The sequence below is a fragment of the Flectobacillus sp. BAB-3569 genome, assembly GCF_002270355.1.
Classification (GTDB): domain Bacteria; phylum Bacteroidota; class Bacteroidia; order Cytophagales; family Spirosomataceae; genus Flectobacillus; species Flectobacillus roseus.
This window is the reverse complement of record NZ_NJFZ01000009.1, coordinates 1-26,245: the sequence shown is the minus strand read 5'-3', so window position 1 is coordinate 26,245 and position 26,245 is coordinate 1. Positions and strand designations below refer to the sequence as shown.

General features: G+C 37.9%; 22 protein-coding genes and 1 tRNA gene. 13 read left to right on the top strand and 10 right to left on the bottom strand.

The genetic code is table 11. The annotated features are described in order from the left end of the window. Window positions 1-445: 445 nt before the first annotated feature. The 5 genes from BWI92_RS09410 to BWI92_RS09390 all read right to left on the bottom strand — a co-directional run bounded on the left by BWI92_RS09410 (window position 446) and on the right by BWI92_RS09390 (window position 6,701). Window positions 446-520, bottom strand: a tRNA-Arg gene (locus tag BWI92_RS09410). Window positions 521-605: 85 nt separating this feature from the next. After that, complete coding sequence (gene hflX / locus BWI92_RS09405) at window positions 606-1,895, bottom strand: GTPase HflX (RefSeq protein WP_095162363.1); 1,290 nt, start codon at window positions 1,893-1,895, stop codon at window positions 606-608. A 273-nt stretch (window positions 1,896-2,168) separates the two neighbouring features. Then, window positions 2,169-4,064: an AAA family ATPase gene (locus BWI92_RS09400; protein ID WP_095162361.1), complete on the bottom strand. Its 1,896-nt coding sequence runs from the start codon at window positions 4,062-4,064 to the stop codon at window positions 2,169-2,171. An 831-nt stretch (window positions 4,065-4,895) separates the two neighbouring features. Further along, window positions 4,896-5,729 carry a DUF2911 domain-containing protein gene (locus tag BWI92_RS09395; RefSeq protein WP_095162359.1) on the bottom strand — a complete coding sequence of 278 codons (834 nt, stop codon included), beginning with the start codon at window positions 5,727-5,729 and terminating at the stop codon, window positions 4,896-4,898. A gap of 147 nt (window positions 5,730-5,876) precedes the next feature. Continuing rightward, entirely contained in the window at window positions 5,877-6,701 is an 825-nt protein-coding gene (locus BWI92_RS09390; RefSeq protein WP_095162356.1) for an MBL fold metallo-hydrolase, read from the bottom strand. Window positions 6,702-7,152: 451 nt separating this feature from the next. Here BWI92_RS09390 and BWI92_RS09385 point away from each other — a divergent pair, with 451 nt between their 5' ends. Together BWI92_RS09385 and BWI92_RS09380 are read left to right on the top strand one after the other, a co-directional pair. Further along, window positions 7,153-8,040: an MBL fold metallo-hydrolase gene (locus tag BWI92_RS09385; RefSeq protein WP_095162354.1), complete on the top strand. Its 888-nt coding sequence runs from the start codon at window positions 7,153-7,155 to the stop codon at window positions 8,038-8,040. A gap of 97 nt (window positions 8,041-8,137) precedes the next feature. Continuing rightward, window positions 8,138-8,335 (top strand): hypothetical protein, encoded by a 198-nt coding sequence (locus BWI92_RS09380; RefSeq protein WP_095162352.1) that lies wholly within the window; start codon window positions 8,138-8,140, stop codon window positions 8,333-8,335. A 112-nt stretch (window positions 8,336-8,447) separates the two neighbouring features. Here the strand turns inward: BWI92_RS09380 and atpG are convergent, their stop codons facing one another. Both atpG and atpA read right to left on the bottom strand, forming a co-directional pair. Continuing rightward, a complete protein-coding gene (gene atpG / locus BWI92_RS09375; RefSeq protein WP_095162350.1) occupies window positions 8,448-9,332 on the bottom strand; it encodes an ATP synthase F1 subunit gamma in 885 nt (294 codons plus the stop codon). Between the two features lie 269 nt (window positions 9,333-9,601). Continuing rightward, window positions 9,602-11,182, bottom strand: a complete 1,581-nt coding sequence (gene atpA / locus BWI92_RS09370) for a F0F1 ATP synthase subunit alpha (RefSeq protein ID WP_095162347.1) — start codon at window positions 11,180-11,182, stop codon at window positions 9,602-9,604. A gap of 730 nt (window positions 11,183-11,912) precedes the next feature. Between atpA and BWI92_RS09365 the strand changes: the two genes are divergently transcribed. From BWI92_RS09365 to BWI92_RS09315, 11 genes are all read left to right on the top strand, one after another. Further along, on the top strand, window positions 11,913-12,320 hold the full coding sequence (locus BWI92_RS09365) for a hypothetical protein (RefSeq protein ID WP_095162345.1): 408 nt from the start codon (window positions 11,913-11,915) through the stop codon (window positions 12,318-12,320). A gap of 147 nt (window positions 12,321-12,467) precedes the next feature. Beyond that, a complete protein-coding gene (locus BWI92_RS09360; RefSeq protein WP_095162343.1) occupies window positions 12,468-13,031 on the top strand; it encodes a Crp/Fnr family transcriptional regulator in 564 nt (187 codons plus the stop codon). A gap of 78 nt (window positions 13,032-13,109) precedes the next feature. Further along, a complete protein-coding gene (locus BWI92_RS09355) occupies window positions 13,110-13,436 on the top strand; it encodes a multidrug efflux SMR transporter (RefSeq protein WP_095162341.1) in 327 nt (108 codons plus the stop codon). A 489-nt stretch (window positions 13,437-13,925) separates the two neighbouring features. Continuing rightward, window positions 13,926-14,279, top strand: a complete 354-nt coding sequence (locus tag BWI92_RS09345; protein WP_095162339.1) for a DUF2200 domain-containing protein — start codon at window positions 13,926-13,928, stop codon at window positions 14,277-14,279. Window positions 14,280-14,390: 111 nt separating this feature from the next. Further along, a complete protein-coding gene (locus BWI92_RS09340) occupies window positions 14,391-14,762 on the top strand; it encodes a hypothetical protein (RefSeq protein ID WP_095162337.1) in 372 nt (123 codons plus the stop codon). Between the two features lie 11 nt (window positions 14,763-14,773). Next, window positions 14,774-15,175, top strand: a complete 402-nt coding sequence (locus BWI92_RS09335) for a Crp/Fnr family transcriptional regulator (RefSeq protein ID WP_229362916.1) — start codon at window positions 14,774-14,776, stop codon at window positions 15,173-15,175. Next, window positions 15,172-15,351 carry a hypothetical protein gene (locus tag BWI92_RS28125; protein ID WP_229362913.1) on the top strand — a complete coding sequence of 60 codons (180 nt, stop codon included), beginning with the start codon at window positions 15,172-15,174 and terminating at the stop codon, window positions 15,349-15,351. Before BWI92_RS09335 ends, BWI92_RS28125 begins: the two co-directional genes overlap by 4 nt. 65 nt (window positions 15,352-15,416) lie before the next feature. Continuing rightward, on the top strand, window positions 15,417-15,782 hold the full coding sequence (locus BWI92_RS09330) for a DUF4260 domain-containing protein (protein ID WP_229362904.1): 366 nt from the start codon (window positions 15,417-15,419) through the stop codon (window positions 15,780-15,782). A gap of 163 nt (window positions 15,783-15,945) precedes the next feature. After that, window positions 15,946-16,254 (top strand): DUF3667 domain-containing protein, encoded by a 309-nt coding sequence (locus tag BWI92_RS09325; protein WP_095162335.1) that lies wholly within the window; start codon window positions 15,946-15,948, stop codon window positions 16,252-16,254. After that, complete coding sequence (locus BWI92_RS09320; protein ID WP_095162333.1) at window positions 16,251-17,120, top strand: hypothetical protein; 870 nt, start codon at window positions 16,251-16,253, stop codon at window positions 17,118-17,120. The genes BWI92_RS09325 and BWI92_RS09320 overlap by 4 nt, the downstream gene beginning before the upstream one ends. Before the next feature lie 249 nt (window positions 17,121-17,369). Further along, on the top strand, window positions 17,370-18,800 hold the full coding sequence (locus BWI92_RS09315; protein WP_095162331.1) for an amidohydrolase: 1,431 nt from the start codon (window positions 17,370-17,372) through the stop codon (window positions 18,798-18,800). A 336-nt stretch (window positions 18,801-19,136) separates the two neighbouring features. Here BWI92_RS09315 and BWI92_RS09310 read toward each other — a convergent pair whose 3' ends face one another. The 3 genes from BWI92_RS09310 to BWI92_RS27270 form a co-directional block, all read right to left on the bottom strand. Next, complete coding sequence (locus tag BWI92_RS09310; RefSeq protein WP_095162329.1) at window positions 19,137-20,174, bottom strand: hypothetical protein; 1,038 nt, start codon at window positions 20,172-20,174, stop codon at window positions 19,137-19,139. A gap of 236 nt (window positions 20,175-20,410) precedes the next feature. After that, entirely contained in the window at window positions 20,411-22,843 is a 2,433-nt protein-coding gene (locus BWI92_RS09305) for a DUF11 domain-containing protein (RefSeq protein ID WP_095162327.1), read from the bottom strand. Window positions 22,844-22,861: 18 nt separating this feature from the next. Then, window positions 22,862-26,245 (bottom strand): hypothetical protein (locus tag BWI92_RS27270; protein WP_217903395.1); only part of this gene is annotated, 3,384 nt, incomplete at its 5' end.

Below are 26,245 nucleotides of genomic sequence, written 5' to 3'. Positions count from 1 at the left end.
CAAATGAAAAAACATCATGTGTTATTTAAAACCATGAAAGTCACGGAGCATGAGATAATCATTCAAACAAGTCAGCTCCAAAAAGAAGAAAATGAACCCAATATCAAAGAAGTTTTGGTGAAGGTTACAGAAGAAGTTTTTAGTCCATTTTTATATGGAAGAAGGTTACGTATTGGCGTCAAACTTTTTATTCCAACAAATACTGACGTAGTAGATGCTCAGTGGATTTTGGATAAAATGGCACAGCAAAAACTAAAGTTTGAAGACTTAGAAAGGATTTTGGGAATAGAAAAATACACACTATCGGTTTATACCTCTGGAAAATACAAGCTTAATCGTGCCGAAAAAGGGATGTTCTTTTACTTTTTTACCTACCGCAATTTAGTAGCACAAATCAAAGCAAGCATGAAAAAGAGGGAGAAACAAGAAGAAGTATTCGAAAATGTGGTGGCTCCGGCGGGAATCGAACCCGCATCAAACGTTTAGGAAACGCCTATTCTATCCATTGAACTACAGTGCCAAGTGGTCTACCATACGAGACCACACAGAACAAAATTACTTAAAAAAGTAAGTAATTAAAAGTTTCTCAAATCGAAACAGGGACTTTATTCTGCCCAGCTTTCAGTATTTTCAGTATATGATTCATCAGTATTGAGCCAGTTAGGGAAAATCTGGATATGCTTACTTTTTACCAAATTAAGCACAGTATCTCTTAGTTCGTCTAGATTTTCCTTCTGCTCTGCCGAGATAAATACCGCCAAAGGTTGAGGAGTGTGCAAATATGATTTTTTCAAAAACTCTGTAACTTTCTGAATTCTCGAAGCTTGATCTTTTGGTTCTTCTTCCCAAGGATTCTCACCATGAACAACTTCCCAATCGTCCTGCTCTTTTTCTTCTGTTTCGGGTTCTACCTCAAACTTATCGATTTTGTTAAATACCAAAATCGTTGGTTTATCAGCCGCGCCAATTTCAGTCAAAGTATCGTTTACAATCCCAATTTGTTCTTCGTAATTAGGGTGTGAAATATCCACAACGTGCAATAGAATATCTGCTTCACGCACCTCATCTAATGTCGATTTGAATGATTCAATCAACATGGTTGGCAATTTTCGGATAAACCCTACGGTATCAGACAACAAAAAAGGAATAGAATCAATCGTAACTTTACGAACGGTAGAATCTACGGTTGCAAACAATTTGTTTTCGGCAAATACATCAGCTTTTGCTAAACGACGCATCAAAGTAGATTTACCTACGTTGGTATAGCCAACCAAAGATACGCGCACCATTCTATCACGATTTTTACGCTGAGTAAGGGCTTGTTTGTCAATTTGGCGTAACTTTTCCTTCAAAAATGAGATACGATCGTTGGCTGTACGACGGTCAGTTTCCAATTCTTTTTCACCCGGACCACGCATACCCACACCCCCGCGCTGTTTGGACAAGTGGGTCCACATACGTGTCAAACGAGGAAGAATATATTGCTGTTGCGCCAACTCTACCTGCGTGCGAGCTTGTACTGTTTGGGCACGCATCGCAAAAATGTTGAGGATAAGCAAACTTCGGTCTAATACCTTTACTTCTTTTTGAAAATGTGCAAATTCTGCTTCGATGTTACGAATCTGAATAGGAGAAAGTTCATCATCGAAGATAATCATATCCACATCGTTGTCGATTACATACATCAAAATATCTTGCATTCGTCCTTTTCCTACATAAGTGCGGTTGTCGGGACGTTCGAGTTTTTGAGTAAAAGTGTACAGTGTTTCGATACCCGAAGTATCTGCCAAAAATGCCAACTCATCGAGATATTCTTTGGTCTGAGCAGCATTCTGTTTCTGTGTTTGAACGGCAACCAAAACTGCCGTTTCTTTTTCTTTATAAGTACTATGCATAAAGCTTATTTATCGAATTCACTTACTGAGAGGATAAAATTAGCATTACTAAGTTGCTGTTTTTCAATGCTATATCCGCTCAAAGTGTGTGTGCAAATAAATGGTATAAGGCTTACGGAATCCAATTATACCAGACAAAATTATTTTATATTTACTAGAGATTTATATTGGATTAAATCATTCATTTAATAACATAAAGCCGAACGACAAAGATACTGCTTTCTCTCTAGAGTTGGTACGTCAATCTGTAAAGCATTGACATCCCGAGTTTTGTTATGATTGCTGATCTAATGTAGCCTGATATGGAGCAATAATCAGGTGATTCTCATTATGGATTTTGAGTGTATGACCGAATTTTTGCGCTATTTCAACTACTTCTTGAGGCTTTAAACTACCTTTTTGAAATAACACTTTCGATAAGGCAACCAAATAATCCTTATTTTGAACCAAAAGCTCTTGTGTTTCTTGCTCCAAATTTTTCATCATTTTCTCAATCGGCCAATCAGTTACAGTCATGTCCATACTGTATTCCGCTGAACTCATGTAATAAGATGAAAAATTGCGATCAAAGCCAAATTTCCGAATGTATTCCATCACTAATCCTGCTGCATCTTCTCGATCGAAACTTTGCGCAATTGTGACGTTTTCTTCCCCAAAAATCAATGATTCGGCTAATCCTCCTGCTAAATAAATTTTGATTTTCTTCAAAACATTTTGCTCCGACATATGTATCTGATGGGGAAATGAAAATCCTCCTGCATACGACGACGCTACTCTTGACTTCAACTGTAGTGGTGCAACACCCAATAGTAAAGAATATGCCACTGCATGACCAGATTCGTGTACTGAGATATTAGCAATCATATCTGGCAAGTTGTTCTGACGAATCAAATCTACCTTACCTATATAGGGAATTCGTTTTTCGGAGGTTTCGCCCCAAGTGGCAATAAGCTCTTTTTCAACAAAATTATAATCCAAAGTAATTTCTTCTGCACTTTCAACTAATGCTTCAAAAATAACACTAGACAAATTGGCCTCTACAACGTCCACAATACTCGAAAACACAGGTCTAACACCTTGAACAGGGAATACCCCATTTTGATAAACAAGCTGTTTAACGGCATCTGTCACTGTCGTCTTTAACCCAAAATGCTCAATATTTCTTTCTTGAATTTTATGTATTTCCAAATCAATGAGAGCATTAAAATCTTGCTTTTTGAGTGAACGATAAATCAAGTGAATATTTCCAAAACGTGCGACTTGTTCTGGTTTAAACTTCCTCGATAGCGCCTTTTTAATATCAATGATAGTAATTTTTTCGGTAAAAGCCCTAAAAATATCTGCATCTACATCTGTTTCACCAGCTTCGTCGGCCATTGAATATGCTTCGTCGAGGTTACCACTGATAATAATTAAAGTCTTGGCATGATTAATCGGTTCAAAAACGGTCTTTTTATCTCGTTTTTGCTGCATAATTTTCAACATATCATCCTCTTTCATCTCTGCAATTTCATGTACAGACTCATTGAGAACAAACGTTTTTTTCAAATTATATGCTTCCCACAATCCAACCAAATCATCGTCATCATCTGCTACATCATCATCTACAGGCTTATTTTTTCGTTTCTGACGCTGCGTTGACGAGTGCATATAACGCTGCATATATTCATCTATCGACTCTTTATTATCTTTTTTGGAGAGTCGTCCATCAGATAGCAGTTCCCAAAAATCCTGAGAACGGGTATTCGTAACTACTTTTCCTTCAGGGTCAATCGTATAAAAGCGTTGGATTTCATCGAATAATACAATAGCAGGCTTACCATCATTGATGCAATTACTCTCAAAAATAGAAGCAACCGATGTGTACCAATAGTTTTCGCCATGTGATAACTCAACCTCTACAAATCTATCTTGATATTCAAGTTTTGAAACCAATCGACGAATCAAATCGGTTTTCCCTACACCTGTCATACCCCAAAGGTTTACAACAATCGGGCGAACCAAAACATCTGGCATCAAATACCAGATTTGGATATAGTTGATTAATTCGTCAATAATATAGTCAATGCCGATAAATTCGGATTTCAGTTCTTGTTTAATAACCTCTAAGCGGCGTTTTTTAATATTTATTTCCTCTAGGTTTACCTCAACCTTCTGTTCTGTGCTCATAAGTTTAATTGTTATTTACGTGGTGGGAAACTAAGTCTTTAGGCATCGTATTCATTTCATGCTACGGAATGAACGAATTGGGCAATGACATCCAGAAAAGCTTCTGAATACATAACAATTGCTAAAACAAAAAAATTGAAATTTACAATGACTAAGTTCCCTAAAATAATTTGTAATGAATCAAAAACCAATGGATACTCACTAATGCCATAAGCGGATGAAGTCTCTATCCGATTGATAGATTCTAAAATGATGTAAAGGTTCAATGAAATGCCTTTACTAAGAGAAGAAATTAGGAGAAAAATATAGGAACTTCATGACTTTACCCTAAGGGTGTTTTTATTTTTGCAAAGGTACTATTTTTTTATTTACTGTAAAATAGATAAGGTAAATTTTATTAGGAGGAAGTAGTATTGAGTGAAGTGAGATTGAGTGATTAAATCTACATTCCACCAGTAGAGACGCAATGCTTCGCGTCTTAGGTTGAGTAAAATCTAGCGTAGTGGCATCAAACATGAATCATCCCGAATTTAGCGATTTAGAGAATGAGTGGTTGAGTGATTATGTAAAAATTTGTTTTCTATCAGTAGAGACACAATGATTGCATCTTAAGCCATTCATATCTAGCATAGTATCATCAAAAAAGCGATCGAAAACAAATTTTCGACCGCTTTTTTGATAAAAACTTGGATAGTAATCCCAATCCTAAAAATTAGGGATGACTCATGTTATAATTAAATGCTTTAACACCTAAAAATTAAGCCCAAAAATATGTATCAATTTTCTGAATTTTTCGCTGATAGCATATCGCTTAAAGCCTAAGGCATGAAATTATTTCAACGTAGCAATCAATTTCTCGTTCAATGCTACATAATCATCATTTTTAGCTTCTTTCGCCAAAGCAATAGACTGGTTTGCAGCTGTAACAGCAGCAGCTTTGTCACCCATTTTAGCTAAGATTTTTGCTTTCAAATGTACCATCCAAAAGGCTTTTGGACTGTTTTCGATAGCTTTGTTTGTCCATGCTAATGCTTGTTTCAAATCTTTTCCAGCTTCAAAATAATAGCTAGCCGCTTGGAAATATGGGCGGTTGTCTACGTTCATCGCTATTTCGATAGACTTAGAAATCTTAGCATCGATATCTGCTACTACAGGAATGTTGATTTGAGTTTTTTCCCAAGAAACTTGAATATCAGCTGTCGCAGGCGTTACATTACCCAATTGAATCGTGAAAGTCTCAACTGATGAAGGCAATGCTACTGGTTTTACTTTGAAACGAGCAACATCTTCTTCTTTTTTGTAACCATCTATACCCCAGTTACCTAATCCTTTGTTGAAAATCACTTCCCATTCGTCTTTGTTTGGAACAGTGTAAAGTACATAAGTACCTGCTTTCACCGCTACGCCACCTACAGTTACATCTTCACCAAAAGTTACTTTTGTAGCTGCGTTAGCACCTGTTCTCCATAATTTTCCATAAGGAGCTAGATCACCAAAAACAGTTCTACCCTTCATATTGGGTCTAGAATAATTTACCTCAATAGAAGATAAAGCAAAATCTTGTTTGATGGTTTGGGTTGGGCTTGGCGCTGGAGTTTTGATCCCTTGTGCTTGAGCAGTCATGATAGCTGCAGCTGCCACAAATGTTAATAAAATCTTTTTCATGTTATTGTTTAAATTGGAGAATTGTTTGAAGACTATTCAATCATTTTGAACAGTCAAAAATACGACTTTGTTTTACCTAATGGCATATTATAGAGACAAGAAGATATAAAAATTCGACCAATGGTTCTATTCTACCTCTATCAGTTTTTATAAAGATACTGGCAAGTGCTTAATTACAGAACCCACCATCCAATGTACACTCACGTCGTAGCCAGTCATGAGATTAATCATTTTCTTATCTTTCAGCGCCATTTTCTGGATAATTTCAGCAGTTTTATAACCCTGATTGTACCAAAAGCATACCTGTTCGGTGAAGGATTCAAAATAGTCAAGCTTACGCTCCAGAGATTTTCTACCAAATTCTATTTGTGGGTTATGTGCACAAAAAACTTTATCAAAATCTAATGCTAAAACTCGCTTAAGTGAATCAATTTGCTGCCATATATTCTCTCCTTTTCGAAACACTTTTATGCGTTGACTTACAAATAAATCGCCTGAAAAAAGCCATCCTTCGTTCGGCTCAAGGTAAACATGATGGTCATCGCTATGCCCTGGTGTATAGATAGGCACGAATGAGTATTTGGATGTTTTAATCTCTTCTGGAAGCGTTTTAATAGGTATATCTTGTGGTCGAATTTTACCAAAGAAATACTTTTCATAAAGCATGATATCAAAGCCTTGTCGAACCTTCTCGGCTGTTAAAGGATCTGCAAAAATGGTTGGATGAAAGTGATTGTAAAGTGTAGAAACATTTCCGATATGGTCTTCGTGCCAATGTGTAAGCGCAACTTGCTGAAGAGGCAACTGTTTGAACAAGGATAAAACCGTATGACGACAATTATACTGTCCTGTGTCTATTAGGAGTCCGTCGATGTAGTAAATATGTACCGTAAAAGTGGGTAAACCAGGCCAATGATACCCAAGTTCAAAAGCTTTGACAGGACCATATTGTTTTGTTTTGAGATGCTGCATATTCGTTCAGAATCCTAATAGCTTCGTTGGTCGAAAAGTTGAGATGAAAACTTAAATATAGCATTTTACTCTAATTAAAATGCACTAAATTTTTGAAGTCTTTCCTCGGTAACCCATTTCCAAGTAAAGGCACAAAGGAATAACTCGAGAGCAATGTATTCATAATTAGTGATGAATTATGAGTTTTGAATTGTGAATGTAAAATTTTAATTATCAATATCTTACATCTCTAATTGATCAAATTAATCAGATAAAATATTAGTAATCATAAAATTATACTCAAAACTCATCACTCACAATTCAGCACTCATACTTAAGTCTCTGATTTCTTGGATTATTTTCTTTTGTGCCTTCATATCAAACAATCCAAATTTGATAAATTTTAGTTTTAACAAAACATACGAATCATTCCTTTCTCTAAATTAAATACAACTCTAACAATCATTATTCTATGCAAAGAAGACTCTTTCTCCAACATTCTGCTTTTTTGATGGCAAGTCTCGGTTTGAGTTCCTATAAATTTCCATTTGATACTCCTTACAAAATCAAAGAGTTGCGCAATGGTGTGGGAGTATTTACCGAGAGAGGTGGTACAATTGCCTTTGCTTCAACTAGCAAGGGAATTGCTGTGGTAGATTCTCAGTTTCCTGAACAATCCAACCACTTGATAGAAGCACTTAAAGGGATGTCAGAAAATCCCATAAAATTACTATTCAATACTCACCACCATGGCGATCACTCTGGTGGAAATATTTCTTTTAAAGGTATTGTAGAACATGTTATTGCTCATGAAAACTCTTTAAAAAATCAAAAAGCTGTTGCCGAGAAGCAAAACACAGTAGAAAAACAGCTTTTCCCAGATATAACTTACCAAGATACCCATAAAGAGAAATTAGGAAAAGAGACCATCAAAATGCATTATTTTGGTGCAGGTCATACCAATGGTGATTCTATTATTCATTTTGAAAGTGCCAATGTAGCACACTGTGGTGATTTGGTATTCAATCGCCGTTTTCCTGTAGTAGACCGCAATGCGGGTGCTAGTATGAGCTCTTGGATTAACGTTTTGGACAAAATCAATGGAACTTTTGACAAGGATACCATTTTTGTTTTTGGACATGCGTTTGATCCTGAGAAAATTACGGGGACTCATGAAGATATAAAGGCATTCAAAAATTATTTGGAACAGCTTTTGGGTTATGTTTCGCAAGAAATAAAAGCAGGAAAAAGTAAGGAGGAAATCCTTAAAACCACGGCTATCCCTAATGTCCCAGAATGGAAAGGCGATGGAATCATAAGAAGTTTGACCGCTGCCTACGATGAGTTAAGTAGCAAATAGCGTATTTTGAAGGATAAAAAGAACAAAATGCTAGTTTTCTTGTTAAAGCAACATAGGACGCTTAGTTTTGGGTCAGACTAACAATCAACGTATTTTCATGAAAAACATAGCCTACATTCTTCTATTCATTGTCATAATTATTGCAGTGGTGCTAATCACTTGGGGTGCGATTGTACTACTTGATTCGACAAACGGATTCAATGAAAAAACCTTTTTTATTCTCTTAATTGGAGGAATTATCTCTGTAGGGTTGATTGGACGAGTGGTGATTGTCTTTAAAGATTCTAGAAAATAGAAAAGAATTTAAACTGAAGACTGAAGTATTTAAATTTTAAGAATACTCAAATCTGAACATAAAAAAAGACCTTTCTTTCGGAAGGTCTTTTTTATAATCTTTTTTAACAAGATTAAGCTGAGGCCAATGCTTCGGCACCACCAACGATTTCGAGGATTTCCTTCGTAATCGCAGCTTGACGAGAACGGTTGTAAACGAGTTTCAACTCTTTCAACAATTCACCTGCATTTTCAGTAGCTTTATCCATTGCAGTCATACGAGCACCGTGTTCAGAAGCATTTGATTCTAAAACAGCTTTATACACTTGCAATTTCAACGCTTTAGGAAGCAACTCGCTGATAATTTCTTCTTCCGAAGGTTCGAAGATATAATCAACAGATGAAGCTTTAACGTTACTATCTTGTTTATCAACTAAAGGCAACATTTGTTCTGCTCTCAAAATTTGAGTTGCCACGTTTTTGAATTCATTGAAAATAACTTCTACAACGTCATATTTTTCAGCAACGAATCCATCCATAGCATATTCTGCTGCTTGGCGAACTGAAGCGAAAGACAATTTAGAGAAGATATGAACAAATTTTTCGTTTACTTTATAACCACGACGAGTTAAGTATTCAGCACCTTTTTTACCCAAAGCCAAAATCTCAACATTGCCTGCGGCATTTTGACTAGCGTATTTTTCTGCGATAAGGTTTACAGTTGCCTTACCAACGTTGGCGTTGAATGCTCCACAAAGACCACGGTCAGAAGTAACAACAATCACTAACACTTTTTGAATATCGCGAGTGATTGTGTAAGGGTTCGATTGAGCACCTTCTGCATTAGCCGAAACAGTTGCAATCATTTCGGTTAATTTCTGCGAATAAGGGCGCATTTGAACAATAGCATCAGTTGCACGGCGAAGTTTAGCCGCCGAAACCATTTTCATGGCTTTAGTAATCTGCTGAGTAGAGTTTACTGACACTATTCGGTTACGGACTTCTTTTAATGAAGGCATCTTTTGCTAATGTTTGAAACAGTGAATGATAGAAATGAAATATTTGATGTATTCAAAATCGTTATTTATTACTAATGTATCTGTTATTTGTAAGGACTCAGAAAGTTTACATTAAAGAATATCAAGTCAAATAATGATTTCGTACTAGGTAATCAGTCTCAATTTTGCGAAGCTTTTGTGATGATTTCTCATTCACAATTCACAATTTGCTAATTGATTAATTACTGTAAAAGAGAGAGTAGCGTACTACCCTCTCCTACATTCAAATATTATCCTTGGTATTTAACTGCCACTTCTTTCGCCACTTTCTTCAATACATCAGTCAAAGAATCGTCGAATTTACCTGCTTTCAAAGCATCCATAGTAGATTTTTGAGTAGCATGCATAACTGTAACGAAATCCTTCTCGAACTCACGTACTTTAGATACCGCAACTGTGTCGATTAAACCGTTAGTAGAAACATAAATCATAGCGATTTGGTCTTCTACACGTTGAGGGCTACCGTTAGGTTGCTTCAACATTTCAAGGTTACGACGACCACGTTCGATAGTCAATTTAGTAGCAGCATCTAAATCAGAACCAAATTTAGCGAAGGCTTCCAATTCACGGAATTGAGCTTGGTCCAATTTTAAGGTACCAGCTACTTTCTTCATTGATTTGATTTGAGCGTTACCACCTACACGAGATACAGAGATACCTACGTTGATAGCTGGACGGATACCTGCGTTAAACAAGTTAGTTTCCAAGAAGATCTGACCGTCGGTAATAGAGATTACGTTAGTCGGGATATAAGCAGAAACGTCACCCGCTTGAGTTTCGATAATTGGAAGAGCCGTTAATGAACCACCACCTTTTACGATTCCTTTGATAGACTCAGGAAGGTCGTTCATATTTTTTGCGATTTCGTCAGATGCGTTGATTTTCGCAGCGCGCTCCAACAAACGGCTATGTAAATAGAATACGTCACCAGGGTAAGCTTCACGGCCTGGAGGACGACGAAGAAGCAATGAAACTTCACGGTAAGCAACCGCTTGCTTAGACAAATCGTCATACACTACTAATGCTGGACGACCTGTATCGCGGAAGAATTCACCAATAGCAGCACCTGTAAATGGAGCAAAGAACTGCATTGGAGCTGGGTCAGCAGAACCAGCCGCTACGATTACTGTGTAATCCATAGCACCTGCTTTGCGAAGAGCTTGCTCAACTTGCTTGATAGTTGAAGCTTTCTGACCACAAGCTACATAGATACAGAACACTGGTTGACCTGCATCGTAGAATTCTTTTTGGTTGATAATTGTGTCAATACAAACAGTTGTTTTACCTGTCTGACGGTCACCAATAACTAACTCACGTTGACCACGACCTACTGGAATCATAGCGTCGATCGCTTTGATACCTGATTGAAGAGGTTCTGTTACTGGTTGACGATAAATTACCCCTGGAGCTTTACGCTCAAGTGGCATATCGTATAATTGTCCTGCGATTGGACCGTTGCCGTCAATTGGCTCGCCAAGTGTGTTCACGACACGACCTAAGATACCGTCACCTACTTTGATAGAGGCGATTTCGTCTGTACGTTTTACGGTGTCACCTTCTTTGATTTCAGATGAATCACCCAATAATACCGCACCTACGTTGTCTTCTTCGAGGTTAAGGGCTAGGGCTTTCAAGCCGTTTTCAAATACGAGCAACTCACCCGCTTGTACTTTCGATAGTCCATAAATACGAGCTACACCATCACCGATTTGTAGCACGGTACCTACTTCTTGGAGTTCAGCCTCTGACTTAGATCCTGAAAGTTGTTCTCTCAAGATGGCTGACACTTCATCTGGTCTGACTGATGCCATTTCTTTATAGTTGGATTTGTGATTTTGGAATTCGATTTGAGAGGTTATTCGTTGGATGCAAGTCCTTTACAAGATAAGGAAAGAGATTTTTTTCGCTTTGCTTGGCTGGGGTTTATTACATCTTAAACTTACTAACTCTTTTCGGGTGCAAAATTAGGGAAGAAATTTCACAATTCCACGACAATCTAATTTTTTTCGTGCTAAACGTTATACTTTTTTGAGAGTGGCATTTTTGTTCAAGTATCCAATTTCACTTCAAAACCTATCCCTTACAACGCTTTTTTTGACGCTAATCTTTATTTATTCTAATTTTTGAAGAAGTTTTTCTAAGATATTGTCTAATCCTTATAACATCTTCGTTTATTGTACTAAACAGGATAAAACAAAGAATTTTATCTTAAAGTATCAGCCAACACAATATTATTCCATGACAAACGAAGTTTTACCAAATAATTAACTAAATACATTTAGCAAATTTTCGCTAATTATGAGTCAAATTTATTCTTGGGATTGTACTAATTACTTGATTGAATTGGGGTTAACTTATCACCCAATATATTTTAAAACAAAACTCCATTTTATTCTTTCAAGATACATAAGCAAGAATACCCCTGTAAATACCCTAATTATTTTCATTTTGTGAGCTAAAGGCAGGTTACCCAATGAATATTCACATCTTTGTTTTGAATTTTTCTAGACCTTTAAATCGCTGGTTTATAGACATAACTTCATGGATAAAACTACATCAAAAATTTTGTGTATCATAGCAATTATTAGCCTTTACTCTTGTAACCAAAGACAAAAAGCAGTATCACAAAAAGACAATAGCTTTTATGTGATTAAACAAGAACTTGACAAATCCGATACTCTCTGGGTGAATCGTATTCCTCATGGTTCAGATAGGATGGTCGTTGTAGATTCTTTTGCCTATACTTTACATCAAAAATCTCTTCAAAATTTAAAGTTTACCAATCCTGATGCAGGTGTAGACAGCAAAGTAGAGGCTTACTTCGAAAAATCTTTAGGAATATTTTTGGTGAAAAGTAAAAATTGGCATTTAAAATATCAATTGAAGTCTACGGATGATTCGGTTGAGGCTTGCATTGATAAAATTCAGAATTTGGATTTTGTCAAATAATCTACAGATATTCATCTCAAATTTTAATGGGCTTCGGATTTAAACTATCTATTCTGCTATTAACTAGTGTAATTTTAATGATTAAAAGGTTATCAATGAGAAAATACGTCGGGAAAAATCATTTGAAATACATCAATTCAATTTAACATGAACCTCTCACAAATTTCAAATACAATTCACCCTCTACCTGAAGCTTCCATACAAAAGCTGGAAGGGCATATTTCAGAGCTTAGTTTTCCGAAAGGTCATATTCTACTGCGAGCCAATAAAGTGGAAAGTAATATTTACTTTATCAAAAAAGGAATTGCAAGGCTGTATACTCAAAAGCCTGACAATGAGATTACTTTTCTGTTTTGTAAAGAAGGAGATACATTGATGTCTTTAAAAAGCTATGTCATTGGACAAAAAGGCTACGAAGATGTAGAGCTATTAGAAGATTGTGAACTGTATCAGTTAAAAACAGAGGTATTGGAAGACCTTTATCAGAGTGACATACATATCGCTAATTGGGGACGCAAATTGGCTGAACTAGAACTCATCAAAACGGAAGAAAGATTTATTGCCCGACAATTCAGAACCGCCAGCGAACGCTATCATGAACTTCTAGAATTACATCCTGACCTCATTCAGCGAGTGCAATTAGGACATATTGCTTCATATCTTGGAATTAGTCAAGTGAGTCTGAGTAGAATTAGAGCTGAGATTCGATAGGTAGTATTTTTTAACATTTGTAAAATTATTTTCCTTTTCCGATGCAGAACTTTGCTTGTGAATTTTAACACAAGAAATATGAATTGGATATGGTTAATTATTGCAGGGCTATTTGAGGTAGCCTTTGCTTTTTGTTTGGGCAAAGTAAAAGAAAGTACAGGAAACGAGGTATATCTTTGGTATGCAGGATTTGGAATAGCGCTTTTTATCAGCATGGGGCTTTTGATGAAAGCTATTGAGTCGCTACCTATTGCTACGGCTTATGCTGTTTGGACAGGCATCGGTGCTGTTGGAACAGTACTTTTGGGAATCCTTGTTTTTAAAGAACCAGCTACTTTTTGGCGCCTATTTTTTATCAGTACTTTAATTGGCTCTATTATCGGATTGAAAATGGTGTCGCATTAGTATCGAATATCTAAAAAGCATTTATGACAGAACGACCTCATATTTTGGTGGTTTGTGCTCGAAATAAAAAGCGAAGCAGAACGGCAGAATATATTTTTAAAAATGACAAGCCCACTTACTAACCAATCTTTTACATCAGCTCCGTAGGAGCGACAGTTTGGTAGTAATGAACTTTTTACTGAACCCATGAAGGAGCGCCGTAGGTGCGAAAGAAAACAGACTATTTTGAATTCTTTCGCACCTACGGCGCTCTTTTAAAATTTTTCTAAGGAATTATGCTACCAAACTTTCGCATCTACGGCGCTTTTATAAAAAATAATAAAATAGCTTCAGCTTATTAAATCTTATTTTGCATGACTTATTTCCTTTTGGGAATTTTATTTATAAAGCTCAGGCTAGAAATTCCCTTGTGTCAAACAGTAGATTTTTGTTGAAAAACAGTAAATTTAAACTGCTAATAAACTTGTCAGTTAACCTTTCTCTTTACTCATGAATACAAATACCAGAGTTTTCAAAATGTCTTTTGCGAGTGTATATCCTCACTATGTACAGAAAGTTGAGAAAAAAGGACGTACTGTAGACGAATTACATGAGGTGATTTGTTGGTTAACAGGCTATGATGTTGCCAGTATTCTACAAATTATTGAGCAAAAAATAGACTTTGAAACCTTTTTTGCAGAAGCTCCTCAGATAAATCCAAATGCTCATAAAATTACTGGGGTCATTTGCGGATACCGCATAGAAGATATTGAAGATAAATTGATGCAACAAATCCGATATTTAGATAAATTAGTTGATGAACTAGCAAAGGGCAAAAAAATGGATAAGATTTTAAGAACTTAACATACCTCGTTCTTACCACGCTAACCCTCTCTTTAAAGCTTGAAATTCTACAGACATTATTCAATAATCTTACATATATCTTTGACACCTTTTATCCAAAACCAATTCTAAATGACACAGGAACAAATTTTAAATGGCCTTCAAGCAGAAAAGGAGTCTTTTCTAGCGCAAGAATGTGCAGTCGCACTCCAACAAAATCCTGAGAGTGTTCTGAATGAAATAGTTCAAACGAGAGAGTACCTAACAGGATTATACACTACAAGGTTACGAATCAACAAAAGTTTAAAAAGGAAGTTTTTTGAGAATGAAGAAATAAGTTCTTGGGAAGAAGCGATTAAACAACTCTCAAGTTCTTCAGCGAAAGAAGTGTGTTTGAATACTTTTACTACCGAGGAAAAAGCTTACATGATGTTTTGGGATACAGCAACCAACCAACTGATTACAATTTTCTATCTATATCGAGAAAATGCTCAAGATTTATAACCACTCTTTTTGTGCAAAACTTTAACCTTATTATTCAGGACAACTTCGGACAACTTACTGAGGCTGAGTTGGAACTCCTACGCTCCTACTTTAAAGAAGAAAAACTTTCCAGAAATGCTTATTTCACCCAATCGGATAAAGTTTGTGATAAGCTGAGTCTCATTAAAAGTGGGATTCTCAGGGTTTATGCTGTTGTAGATGGAAAGGAAATTACCCAATGGATTTCGACCGAAAATTATCTTATTACCGAAATAGCAGGTTTTTTCTTTAACCAGCCCAATCGCTGGTCGATTCAAGCATTTACAGATGTTGAACTTTTGACCCTTTCGAAAAAAATTATCTCAAACTCTGCCAGGAATTTCCCAAGTGGCTCGATATTGAAAAAAGATTCATCGTCAAATGTTTTGCGATGATTGAAAATCGTGTGTTTTCACACCTATCAATGACCGCCGAAGAGCGTTATGATGCGTATTTTGAACAAAATAAAGAACTTTTCAATCAAGTACCGCTTCAATACATAGCCTCGGTGTTGGGTATGAGCGCCGAAACATTTAGTCGAATCAGAAAACGCAAATCTGAAAGTTCTTGATTTTTGTCAAGAGTGAATACTTTTAAATGCTCGAATTTTGTGTCATCACAAAAACAAAAACGAACATGACAAAAGATATGAATTTCCTCCTCAAATTAGAAGAACTTGGTCAGCTACTTCTTTCTATCGTATTATTTCAGCAATTAGATTATGCTTGGTGGATATATCCTGCTTGTATTCTGCTGCCAGATATTTCGATGTTGGGGTATTTATTGAATACTAAAGTTGGGGCTTGGGGATACAACCTATTTCATCACAAACTATTGGCTATCGCTATACTTGCGCTTGGATATTGGCTAAATCATGACCTTCTAATTTTATCTGGTATTATTTTATTTGGACATTCGGCTATGGACAGAGCTTTGGGCTATGGACTTAAATATACTGACAGTTTTCAGCATACACATTTAGGTTGGATAGGGAAAAAGTGATAGCCTAAGCAAATCAAAAAGGATAGAATCCTTAGAAAAAAAAGGGTGCTGGATTGGAATCCAGCACTAGCGATGAGAATCCAGCAATTGTTAGGGAGTTTTTTCTAAAACTATCTACATTTGTATAGCCTCATTTCAAATACTACCATACTACTATTTTATTATGCGAAAAAGAAAAGTACGCCGTAAAACCCATTTATGCCCAAACTGTGAAACTGTCCTAGAACGCAATGAAAATTATTGCCACGATTGTGGACAAGAAAATCACAATTTGAATGCACCCATGAAAGACCTCATCATGGAGTTTATTGGTGGTATTACTTTTTTCGAAACCAAGTTTATCGAAACGGTAAAAATTATATTCACACATCCGGGTAAACTGACTTTAGCATTTAACTCAGGGAAAAGAGTTAAATATATGCACCCTGTAAGAATGTATTTTGGGGTGAGTGCCATCTTTTTTTCATCATGAGTTCAGACCTTCTGAAAAAAGATAGCAATACTCAGTTACAGAGCAAAAACACCATTGATTCGCTGAGAAAAGCCGAAAATAGAGACTATAATAGCGGTAGAAACTTTGCTAGACAATTAAAAAAAGACCTTTCGCAAAACCTCGAATCAGAACCAGATACTGTCTCAAAAAGTAATCTGGAGGAATTCAGAAAAGGTATGAAAGATGCTCAAAAAGAGTATAATGCCAGAAAAGATAGCTCCAAATTTTATTTAGGTCTTATCAAAAAACTCATTATTCCAAAAGACTCCATCACTTACTATTTTCAATTAAATGACGAGGCTTTAGATTCCGTGTTGACGGCTAAGGGAATATCTACATTCTTCCCTGTCAGGAAAACTATCAAAAATAGTATTGTGAAGGAATACCATCGCTATCTTGAAGAAAAGTATGGATTAAAATCTGAAATAAATGGCAGAACGATGTTGTTCAACAATTATTTGCCGACAATCATGTTTATTCTATTACCGTTTGCAGCCTATATCTTATGGTTTTTCGAAAGACGTACCAAGTGGCGGTATTACTTTCAACACCTTGTGTTTACCTTATATACCCACTCCGCTATTTTTGTATTTTGGGCAATATGTGAATTTCTGAGTGATTTATACAAATACTTTTTCAATCAAGATTATTATGATTATTCAGGATACATTGTATTATTTGTAGTAATTCTGAGTCTAGTGTATTTCATGATTTCTATCAAAAACGTATATCAGCAAAGTTGGGTAAAAACGCTCATAAAGTTCATACTACTTACTATCTCTTACTCATTTTTATTCTTTTTAATTATCCTCATTGGAATCTTCTCTGGACTAGTGACGACTTAAAATGCTGGTCAAACTTGCCCATTCCAGTTAGGTTTCCAATAGATTACCTCAATAAAAGATAGAATCCTATGAAAAAAGGAGTGCTGGATTGGAATCCAGCACTCTTTTTTCATTGTAAAGATTTTGCTTGGATATTTTCAAGATAACATTCTGCTACTTGCTTGATTTAGATTTGCTCATGGGTTAAATTTGATATTAGCGAAAATACCTCAAAATATTGTTTTCCACTCATTCACCCAAACTAAAACCATGAAAAAACTACTGTATGTATGCCTTTGCCTTTGGGTAGGTATTCCGTGTGCGATGGCTCAACAAGAAATTACCCAAGAATTACAACAAAAATATACCCAATACGCTGCCTTGTCAGATAAAATTTGGCAATGGGCCGAACCGGGATATTTAGAAGACAAAACTTCCAACGCCCTAATAGAAGAATTGCAAGCTGCTGGTTTCCAAGTACAAAAAGGTGTTGGAGCTATGCAAACAGCCTTTGTGGCTACCTATGGCTCTGGCTCTCCAGTGATTGGTATTTTGGCAGAAATGGATGCCTTGCCCGGTTTATCGCAAGAAGCAGTGCCTTTCAGAAAAGCTAAATTTGTGAATGCCTATGGCCATGCTTGCGGGCATAACTTGTTTGGTGTGGGCTCGGTTGCAGCCGCTATTGCTACCAAAAATTGGATGGCGAAAGCCCATATCAAAGGAACCATCCGCTTGATTGGTACACCAGCCGAAGAAGGTGCTGGCGGTGGCAAAACCTATTTGGTGAAAGAGGGTGTTTTCAAAGATATTGATGCCGTTTTGCATTGGCACCCGGGCGATAACAACAACGCTAGTCCGAACTCGTCTCTGGCGTATCGAGTAGCCAATTTTAGCTTTTCGGGCTTGGCGGCTCATGCCTCGGCTAGTCCCGAAAAAGGTCGCTCGGCTTTAGATGCCGTTGAAGCCATGAACTATATGGTAAACTTGATGCGAGAACATATTTCTCCCGAAACACGTATTCATTATGTGATTAAAAACGGCGGACTAACCTCCAACATCGTACCTGATTATGCGATGGTCGAATACACGATTCGTAATCCTACGGCACAGGGTTTAGAAGAAATTTGGCAACGCCTCCTCAAAACCGCAGAAGCAGCAGCTCATGGCACAGAAACGAAGATGAGCTACGAAATTTTGGCAGGATTGTACAATTTACTACCCAATGATATTTTGGCAAAAGAAATGCAAAAAAGCCTTGAAAAAGTTGGGGGCGTGCCTTACACACCCGAAGAAATCGCTTTTGCCGAAAAAATTCGCCAGACGGTAAATGCCCAAACACTTGCCCCTATTAGTTCGGCCCAAACGGTGCGTCCTTATACCACAGGCTTGGCATTTCCTGCTTCTACAGATGTGGGCGACGTGAGTTGGGTTACGCCTACGGCTGGGCTTTCTACAGCTACATGGGTGCCAGGCGTACCTGCCCATAGTTGGCAAGCGGTTGCCTGCAATGGTATGAGTATTGGGCATAAAGGCATGATGAACGCCGCCCAAACGATTGCCCTTACGGCTCAAAACTTGTTTAAATCACCCAATTTGATTGAACAAGCCAAAGAAGAATTGTACCAAAGAAGAGGAACAAAAACATTTGAATATAAATCCTTGGCAGGCGATAGAAAGCCTCCATTAGATTATCGAAAATAGGCTAACACTTCCTTTCACTCAAATTGGACTTGGCAGGAAACTATAGCCTATTATGAGGGATAGAATCCTCAGAAAAAAGGAGTGCTGGATAGGAATCCAGCACTAGCGAGGCAAATGAGGGTTTCCCATGAAGTTAACTTGTTTGTACTGTTCACCCACAAAAAAGAGGTTGGCAGATTATACCAACCTCTATTACTGCTGAAGTATTTATTTTCGCTCGCAACGAAAAAATAGTTACTCCTTATCTTATTGAATTTCTGCCAATACTAGCGCTTTGCAGTGCTGTTATTGCTGTCCTCCTTAGGCTTATATTTCTTCTCTTTAATCAAAAACTGATTAAAGTCTGTTGATTCCTCCTGCGCTCACACCACAACCAATACTGGTGGTATTACTTGTGGCATTGTTGTTATTGGTGTTGCTTTCTCCTCCACCCGATACTTGTGCTGTGATGGTAAAAGCACCCAAAGTTGTTGGTGTTACCGTCAATGGGAAATTAATACTTCCACTTGCTGGTACATTCGGTGCGGGATTGGTACAGGTGACTGTTGTTGTCCCTGAGGATGTGCCTGCAACGGCACATGTCCAGCCATTGCCTCCTCCACTATTGAAAGTCAAACCTGCGGGCAAACTAAAACTTTCTGACACAATTCCTGAACTAAGGCCTGAGCCTACATTCATGACACTGACGGTATAACTGTAAGCTGTATTGGGAGCACCAGAAGATGGTGCAGTTAATGACGTCATCAAGTCGGGGATGGGAGTAGTAAGACATACAGCGGGTCCTCCATAATTATCTTTGTAGGCGTCGGCAAGACTTTCTTTAATCCTTGACAGGTAGATAGAGCAATCAGTATTTAGCAGGGCTGTTCCCGAACGGCTCGGCAAATCTATGCCATTTTGATACATGCGAATATTTCCTAGACAATTTTGTAGTCTAAAACGAAACAAGGGAATTTCAACGTCTTTTGTGATCGTATTTGTAAGTCGTGGTGAGCCAGTCATTCCTATAAAAGCATACTCTGTATTAGCATCGTAGGTAGATCGCTGAATAGTCCACAGATATGAACCAAGATTGTCTGAAGGTACTAAATCTTCAATACTTCCTAGGAGGTTAAGTACCGTTGAGCCTGTATAAGAGATTGGAGAGAACGTTCCTATGGGGGCAACTACCGTAAATTGTATGGTAGAAATGTTATTACTGGGACTTACTGAACTCAGCGTAGTATCCGACTTCATGGTTCCATAGTAGTAGCCATCTGGGCGCAAATCTATTTTAAAACTAATATGAGGATTCACTGATTTTTGAGCAAAAGTAGTTTTGCAGCTTAGTGTAAGTCCTATTAGTAGGAATAAATAATGTAGAAACGTTTTCATAAGATTTTATCAATTTGATGTTTTTTGAACTACACAAAACATGCCAAATACACTTTAATTGGTTTTTGGGTATCAGCCCTTTAAAAAAAGAAGCCAATACCCTAACCAATTTCTTTATTTAGCGATTTTATATAATGTTGTTAATTTTTAAAGATTAACGTACTTAAACAGACAGCGTAAAGACTGTGTGGTTTTTAGAAAAAAGCTAAACGGCTCAGCTTTTTTAAGATAGATATTTAAGGTAATTGCTGAAAAATAATAAAATTATTTAGCTTTTCAGCGTTTTCAGGGTGTGTAAATATTTCGTTGAATAATAAATTTATATCATTGTTTGGTCCTTGTAAAATGGTATTTCCATCCAGATTTAAGTCTGCTCGCAAGTACCCATTTACCATATAATTATTGAGGCTTTCGGTATTGTTTGGATCTGTCAAAATTACACTTCCTACAAAGGTTCTATCATTGTTAGGGCCTTGGTAAATGACAAATCTATCAGGACTGGCATTACCTCCCCACAGTGCACGAATACCTCCAACATCCATCATCGGATAAGCACTAAATTCTGGATCTGTATTTGGTTTTGTATATATGCTTACACTTGGGCTAGTAAAATCAATCAAATTGAAACAAGCATCGGACAGTGGATAACTCAAAGCGCTCATCACAGCCAAATGATTACGGTGACGAATGGCGATATAATAACTGTTGTTACTTATATTCATGAGCCTCAAACAACTTACCCCATCTACATCGACAATATCTCCATCTCGCTGTATGAGTCCCGAACGGCTCGCCAATATACTTGTGGGATTATTTTTATCTCGTAACTCTACAGAAACCCAATCCACAATAGCGTTGTTTCCTGTTACAGCCAGAACATCCGACGTCGTAATTTCGTCTGGACCTATGTGCGGAATATCGGCGTAAGCTCCTTTCCCATAAGGTTGTACCAGAGGTATTAGCCCTTGTGAACGCAAATTGTCCTGCATTAGTCCATCGGTAGGATTATAAGCTCCTTTGAGGAAAACTTTTAAAGTTACTCTTACCGAAAATTGTGCCACAAAAGTCGTCGTAACATTTGATTGAGCCGCCGTACTTCCATTGATAGCCACAGGATCTCCTCCCCCGTACACACCTGCTTTGTTGTAAAAAGTTCCTGCTTGCAAGGCAGCTACAGTGATAGTCACAGAACTACTGCCACCAGCAGGAATACTATTGGTACGAGTACAAGTAACCAATTGCCCCGAAGCACTACAACCCCAGCCCGTATTAACCGTTGCTGAAACCAAAGCCAAACCCATTTGGAGCGTATCTTTGATAATAATCATACCTGAGGTTGGTACCGATCCTGTATTATTTACGGTAAGGGTATAGGTAAAATTATCGAAAAGAGAATACAACCCAGAGGAAACAGCTTTTGTAATACTCAAACGTGGTGATGAACCTGTAACCGTGATATTCACCACCGCATTGGCACAAACACTAGGACTTACCGCCGTATTACAAACAATATAACTCACAGAAACCGTTGAGCCTTGTTCAGAAGTTAGTGGCGAATACGTCATAAATCCAGTAGTCGGCGAAAAAGTAACAGTCCCTTGTGCAGTACCTCCAGAGCGAGTAATACTTAAAGTTATATTAGGTAAAAAATCGTCATTCAATAATACATTAACGGATCCAGTTGACCCAAAACTTGTGGTTAAAACATCATTATTAGCTGTTGGACTTTTAGGATTGGGATCGGTAAAGTTTGTATTCCCATCTTTATCACAGTCGCTCGTTCGCCAAGTTTGGCTTGTGTTAGCTATTACTTGGTCTACAGCATTATAACTACATAAATCAAGTGGATTTGTATTGTCAAAAGTAGCGAGCGGATTTCTGTCTAAACCATTAATTTCATCTTTATTTGTTACTCCATCACCATCACAATCGCCTGAACTTGTGGCCATCAATGTTACTTGAGTAATGTTCAAACTACAAGCACTTTTAGGATCTGTATTATCGGCTGTAGTCGCAGGGTTACCATCCAAACCTGTTGCTTCAGCGTAGTTAGTTACGCCATCGCCATCACAATCTGCATTTCGCCAAACAAGCGTAGCATTGGCAACTACTTGCCCTACTCCCCAGCTACAAGGGTCATTGGCTGCTGGGTCAGAAACATCAGGATCGCCATCACCATCACTATCAGTACCGCCCGCAGCAATTGTAATAGAGGTAGTACTATTGTCATTGCCTGTTAAATTGCCTACCGTTTGTGGTCCGTTAAAACCCATGGTACCTGTAACAGTCAGAGGTCCACCGATGTTTACACCAGTATATCCCAACACAATATGCGAACACTCACCTGGTGCAATAGCGACTGTATTTTCAAGCCTAATTGATTGACCATCATTTGATAAAACAGTCCACCCAACGAAAGTAATCGGCACTACGGTGTTTCCGACCAAACTACTTGGAAAACTAATCAGAGGACGAAGTTTACCAACTGCGGCATTACGGCTTCCCCCATCGTTATTACAAATATCGACCATTACCCGACCCAAGGCAGAGCCTTGAGTCAGCGTAGCGGGTTGATTAATAATATTTATGCTAACATCTTGTGCCTTTATTTTTACACTAAAAAGTGTCAAGCAGGCTAATAGAATGCGAATTTTCTTTAAAATATTCATAAGGCTTGCTTGGTTTTATTAGTTGGCTGTTACTTTCGTTTCAACAATATTGTTGTTTACACGCTCTTCTCCTGCCGAACCATAGATGATAGTAACTGTGATATTTTGACTAGTCAAACTTGGGGTAGTAGCTTTTCGAGTAATAGTAAAGCCTACTACCTTTTTAGTATTTTGTAGGGTAACACTTCCTGCTTTGGCTGTGACGATAATTGAGTTATCATTTTCCACAAAATCCCAATCACTGTTACTATTCGCCGTACCACCCAATACATTAGACAAACCTGAATTTGTAGAATAAGTAATATCGAAGCCCGAAATTTTAGCTACTCGGAAACTGATTGCTCTACCAGGCATATTAAGAATGTTATTTATTTCAAAAACATTTATAACAAAGTCTCGACTGTTGGATATGTTGGTAAATTCCAGATTATCAATTTCTGTAGTTGGGGTCAAATCAGGGAAGCCTGCATCTTTCCAAGTATTTGGCAAACCATCGACAGGGGTCAAAATACCATCACCGTCAGGGTCACAATTGCTTGAGCAGTCTACGACCCCATTATTGTCTAAATCCAAATTCGGATTAAGGCCGTTTTCTGCCAAATCAAACATTCCATCATTGTTGCTATCTAAATCGTACGGATTTGGCAACAAGTCTAAATCAATATCCAGAGCACTCAATACCAAACCTCCAACAGCAGTAGCAGGAATACCATCCACAGAAACGATACCATCGGCCATACCATCGCGATTGAGGTCGATACCCAATGCTTCGTCCACGTCATTTACACCATCATTGTCGCTATCCAAGTCTAAACGGTTAGGAATTCCATCACCATCTATATCAGCGTTCATTTGGGCATCCTCTACGGTGTCGAGAATACCGTCATTATCATCATCCAAATCAAGACTATCAGGGATACTATCCATATCTGTATCAGCAGGCACAGCGATCGTTACGGTAGCAGACGCACACACGTTTGGTATTGTAGCTGTATTACAAACTTGATAAATGATTGTTACTGAAGTTCCACGTTCTGAAAGTAGCGGCGTATAAGTCAATACCCCTGTTGAACCAACAATAGCAATGGTTCCTCCAGCATTTCCTCCTGTTTGAGTAATCGTTGTGGTTATACTAGGGAGAAAATCATCATTTGTCAAGACGTTAAATATTGTGGAGCTTCCAAAGTTTGCCGAGAAATTATCGTCGTTAGCTACTGCCAATTTCGGATTAGGGTCTGTGCCATTCAGATTACCATCTTTGTCACAATCTGCCAATTTCCATAACGGGCTTGTCGCAAGTAAAACTTGGTCAAAGTCATTATAACTACAACCATCTAATGGATCGGTGTTATCCGCAACAGTAAGCGGGTCGTTGTCTGTTCCAGTAGCTTCTTTATAGTTCGAAACACCATCACCATCACAATCTGCAGTGCGCCAAGTAGTTGTAGTATTTGCCAAAACCTGATTATTACTCCACACACATGGATTGTTTGGTGCTGGGTCGGTCGTATCCAAATCTCCATCACCATCTGTATCACAGGCATTTACCGTAACAACTACTCCTGTCGAGGCTGGACTATAACAACCCAATACTGAATCATAATAAAAAGCATAATACGTACCAGCTGCGGCAGTACTCGGTGTGCTGTAGGCTGTTCCTGTATGTGTATTATTCGTAAACCACTGTATAACTGCACCTGATGGCGCGCTACCTATCGCACTTGATAAATTACCTGTCGTCGCGGGACATACATTGCTCACACTACTACTCAACAAACTTGGTGCTACAAAACCCGCAGCATTTGCCAAACGTAATACGGCACCATATACCCTCGTCGTACCAACATCTACTCCTACCAAATTCGCAATCGTGAAACGTACTTCGTTGAACGGCTTCGTCGCTGCAAAGCCAACTACCTGACGAATTGAACTTAGAATAGACAAGCTGATTAATCCGCCTGCATTACTTTCTTGTAACACTCCATTCAAATAAGTACTCACCGTCGCATTACTTAGAAGACTTGCTCCTAATATAGTCGTATTTTCTATGTCAAAGCCTGCAAAGGTTCCGATTGGATAAGTAGTTACAGCGTCTTTTACCGATATTGATCCACTACTCAATAAGCCTGCCGTCAATACAATATCAGCATAGTTTGAAGTGCTAGCATCTACCACATTTTGACTATTATTAATAGAACAGCCCACGCAAGCTACTCCACCAATACCTGTCAAACTACCATTCAATACCGCTGGAAAACTTGGAGATACCAAATACGTATCGGTACAACTCAACGCTGGTCCCGCACAGAAACTTTCTAGTACTACGTTGTAAACTCTTGTCGTACTCAGAATCCCTAATACATTCGTTATTTCTAGTTTTACCTCATCAAATTCTTTCGTACTAATAAAGCCCACTAACTGCTCGCCTGCACCTGTCAAAAGTGAAGAATTAACCGACAATAACGTCCCTACTCCTGAACTCTCCTGCAATACTCCTGCATTGTAAGTGCGGATGGTAATACCAGACAAAAGATTCGCATTGATCAGATTAGGATTCGAAATATTAAACCCGGCAAAAGTTCCGATGGGATAGGTCGTCAAAACATCTTTTACGGAAATAGAGGCATTGCTACCCAAAGAAGCCGACATCGTAATAGTCGCATAATCACTCGTACTTGAGCTGATTACATTTTCTGTATTGCTAATCGAACAGCCTACACATGCAACGCCTGTGATACCTGTCTGACTATCATCTATTACTACGGGATAAGAAGGGTTCGAAACATTCGTCTGTGTATTACATACCAACGCTGAGCCCGCACAGAATTTTTCTATTACTGGATAATACACCTGACCTGTAAAACCAACACCCACCAAAGTAGTGTAAATAATACGTACTTCGTCAAAGCCTTGGGTCGTGATAAAACCTACTGTCGCCAAACCACTGCCATCTAACAAACTTGATTCTATTCCTAGCAAACTCGTTACAACGTCTTTTCCTTCTACAAATACACCATTGTTGTAAGTCTCGATACGTACCGTTGAACCAATGCTTCCGCTCAATAGGCTTGTTGAGGCTATCTTAAAACCTGCATAATATCCCGCAGGATACGTATCTGTAGCATCATTGTCTTTGACACTATAGGTTACATTACAACCTAAACCTGTTACATTAAAGCCCGCATAATTATTTAAGTCTGAATCAACCAAATTATTCGTCGAGGCGGTCGTCAAATTCACACAACCTAACAAACTATTCGTCTTTGTTGCCGCTAGGTTTGTAAACAATCCATTCGTCAGAGGTACTTTCGTATTGCAACTCACGCCACTTGGATCTAAGCCTGTACAAGAAGTAATAAATACATCTACCTCTGAACTTGCAGCACTATAACAACCTGTGGT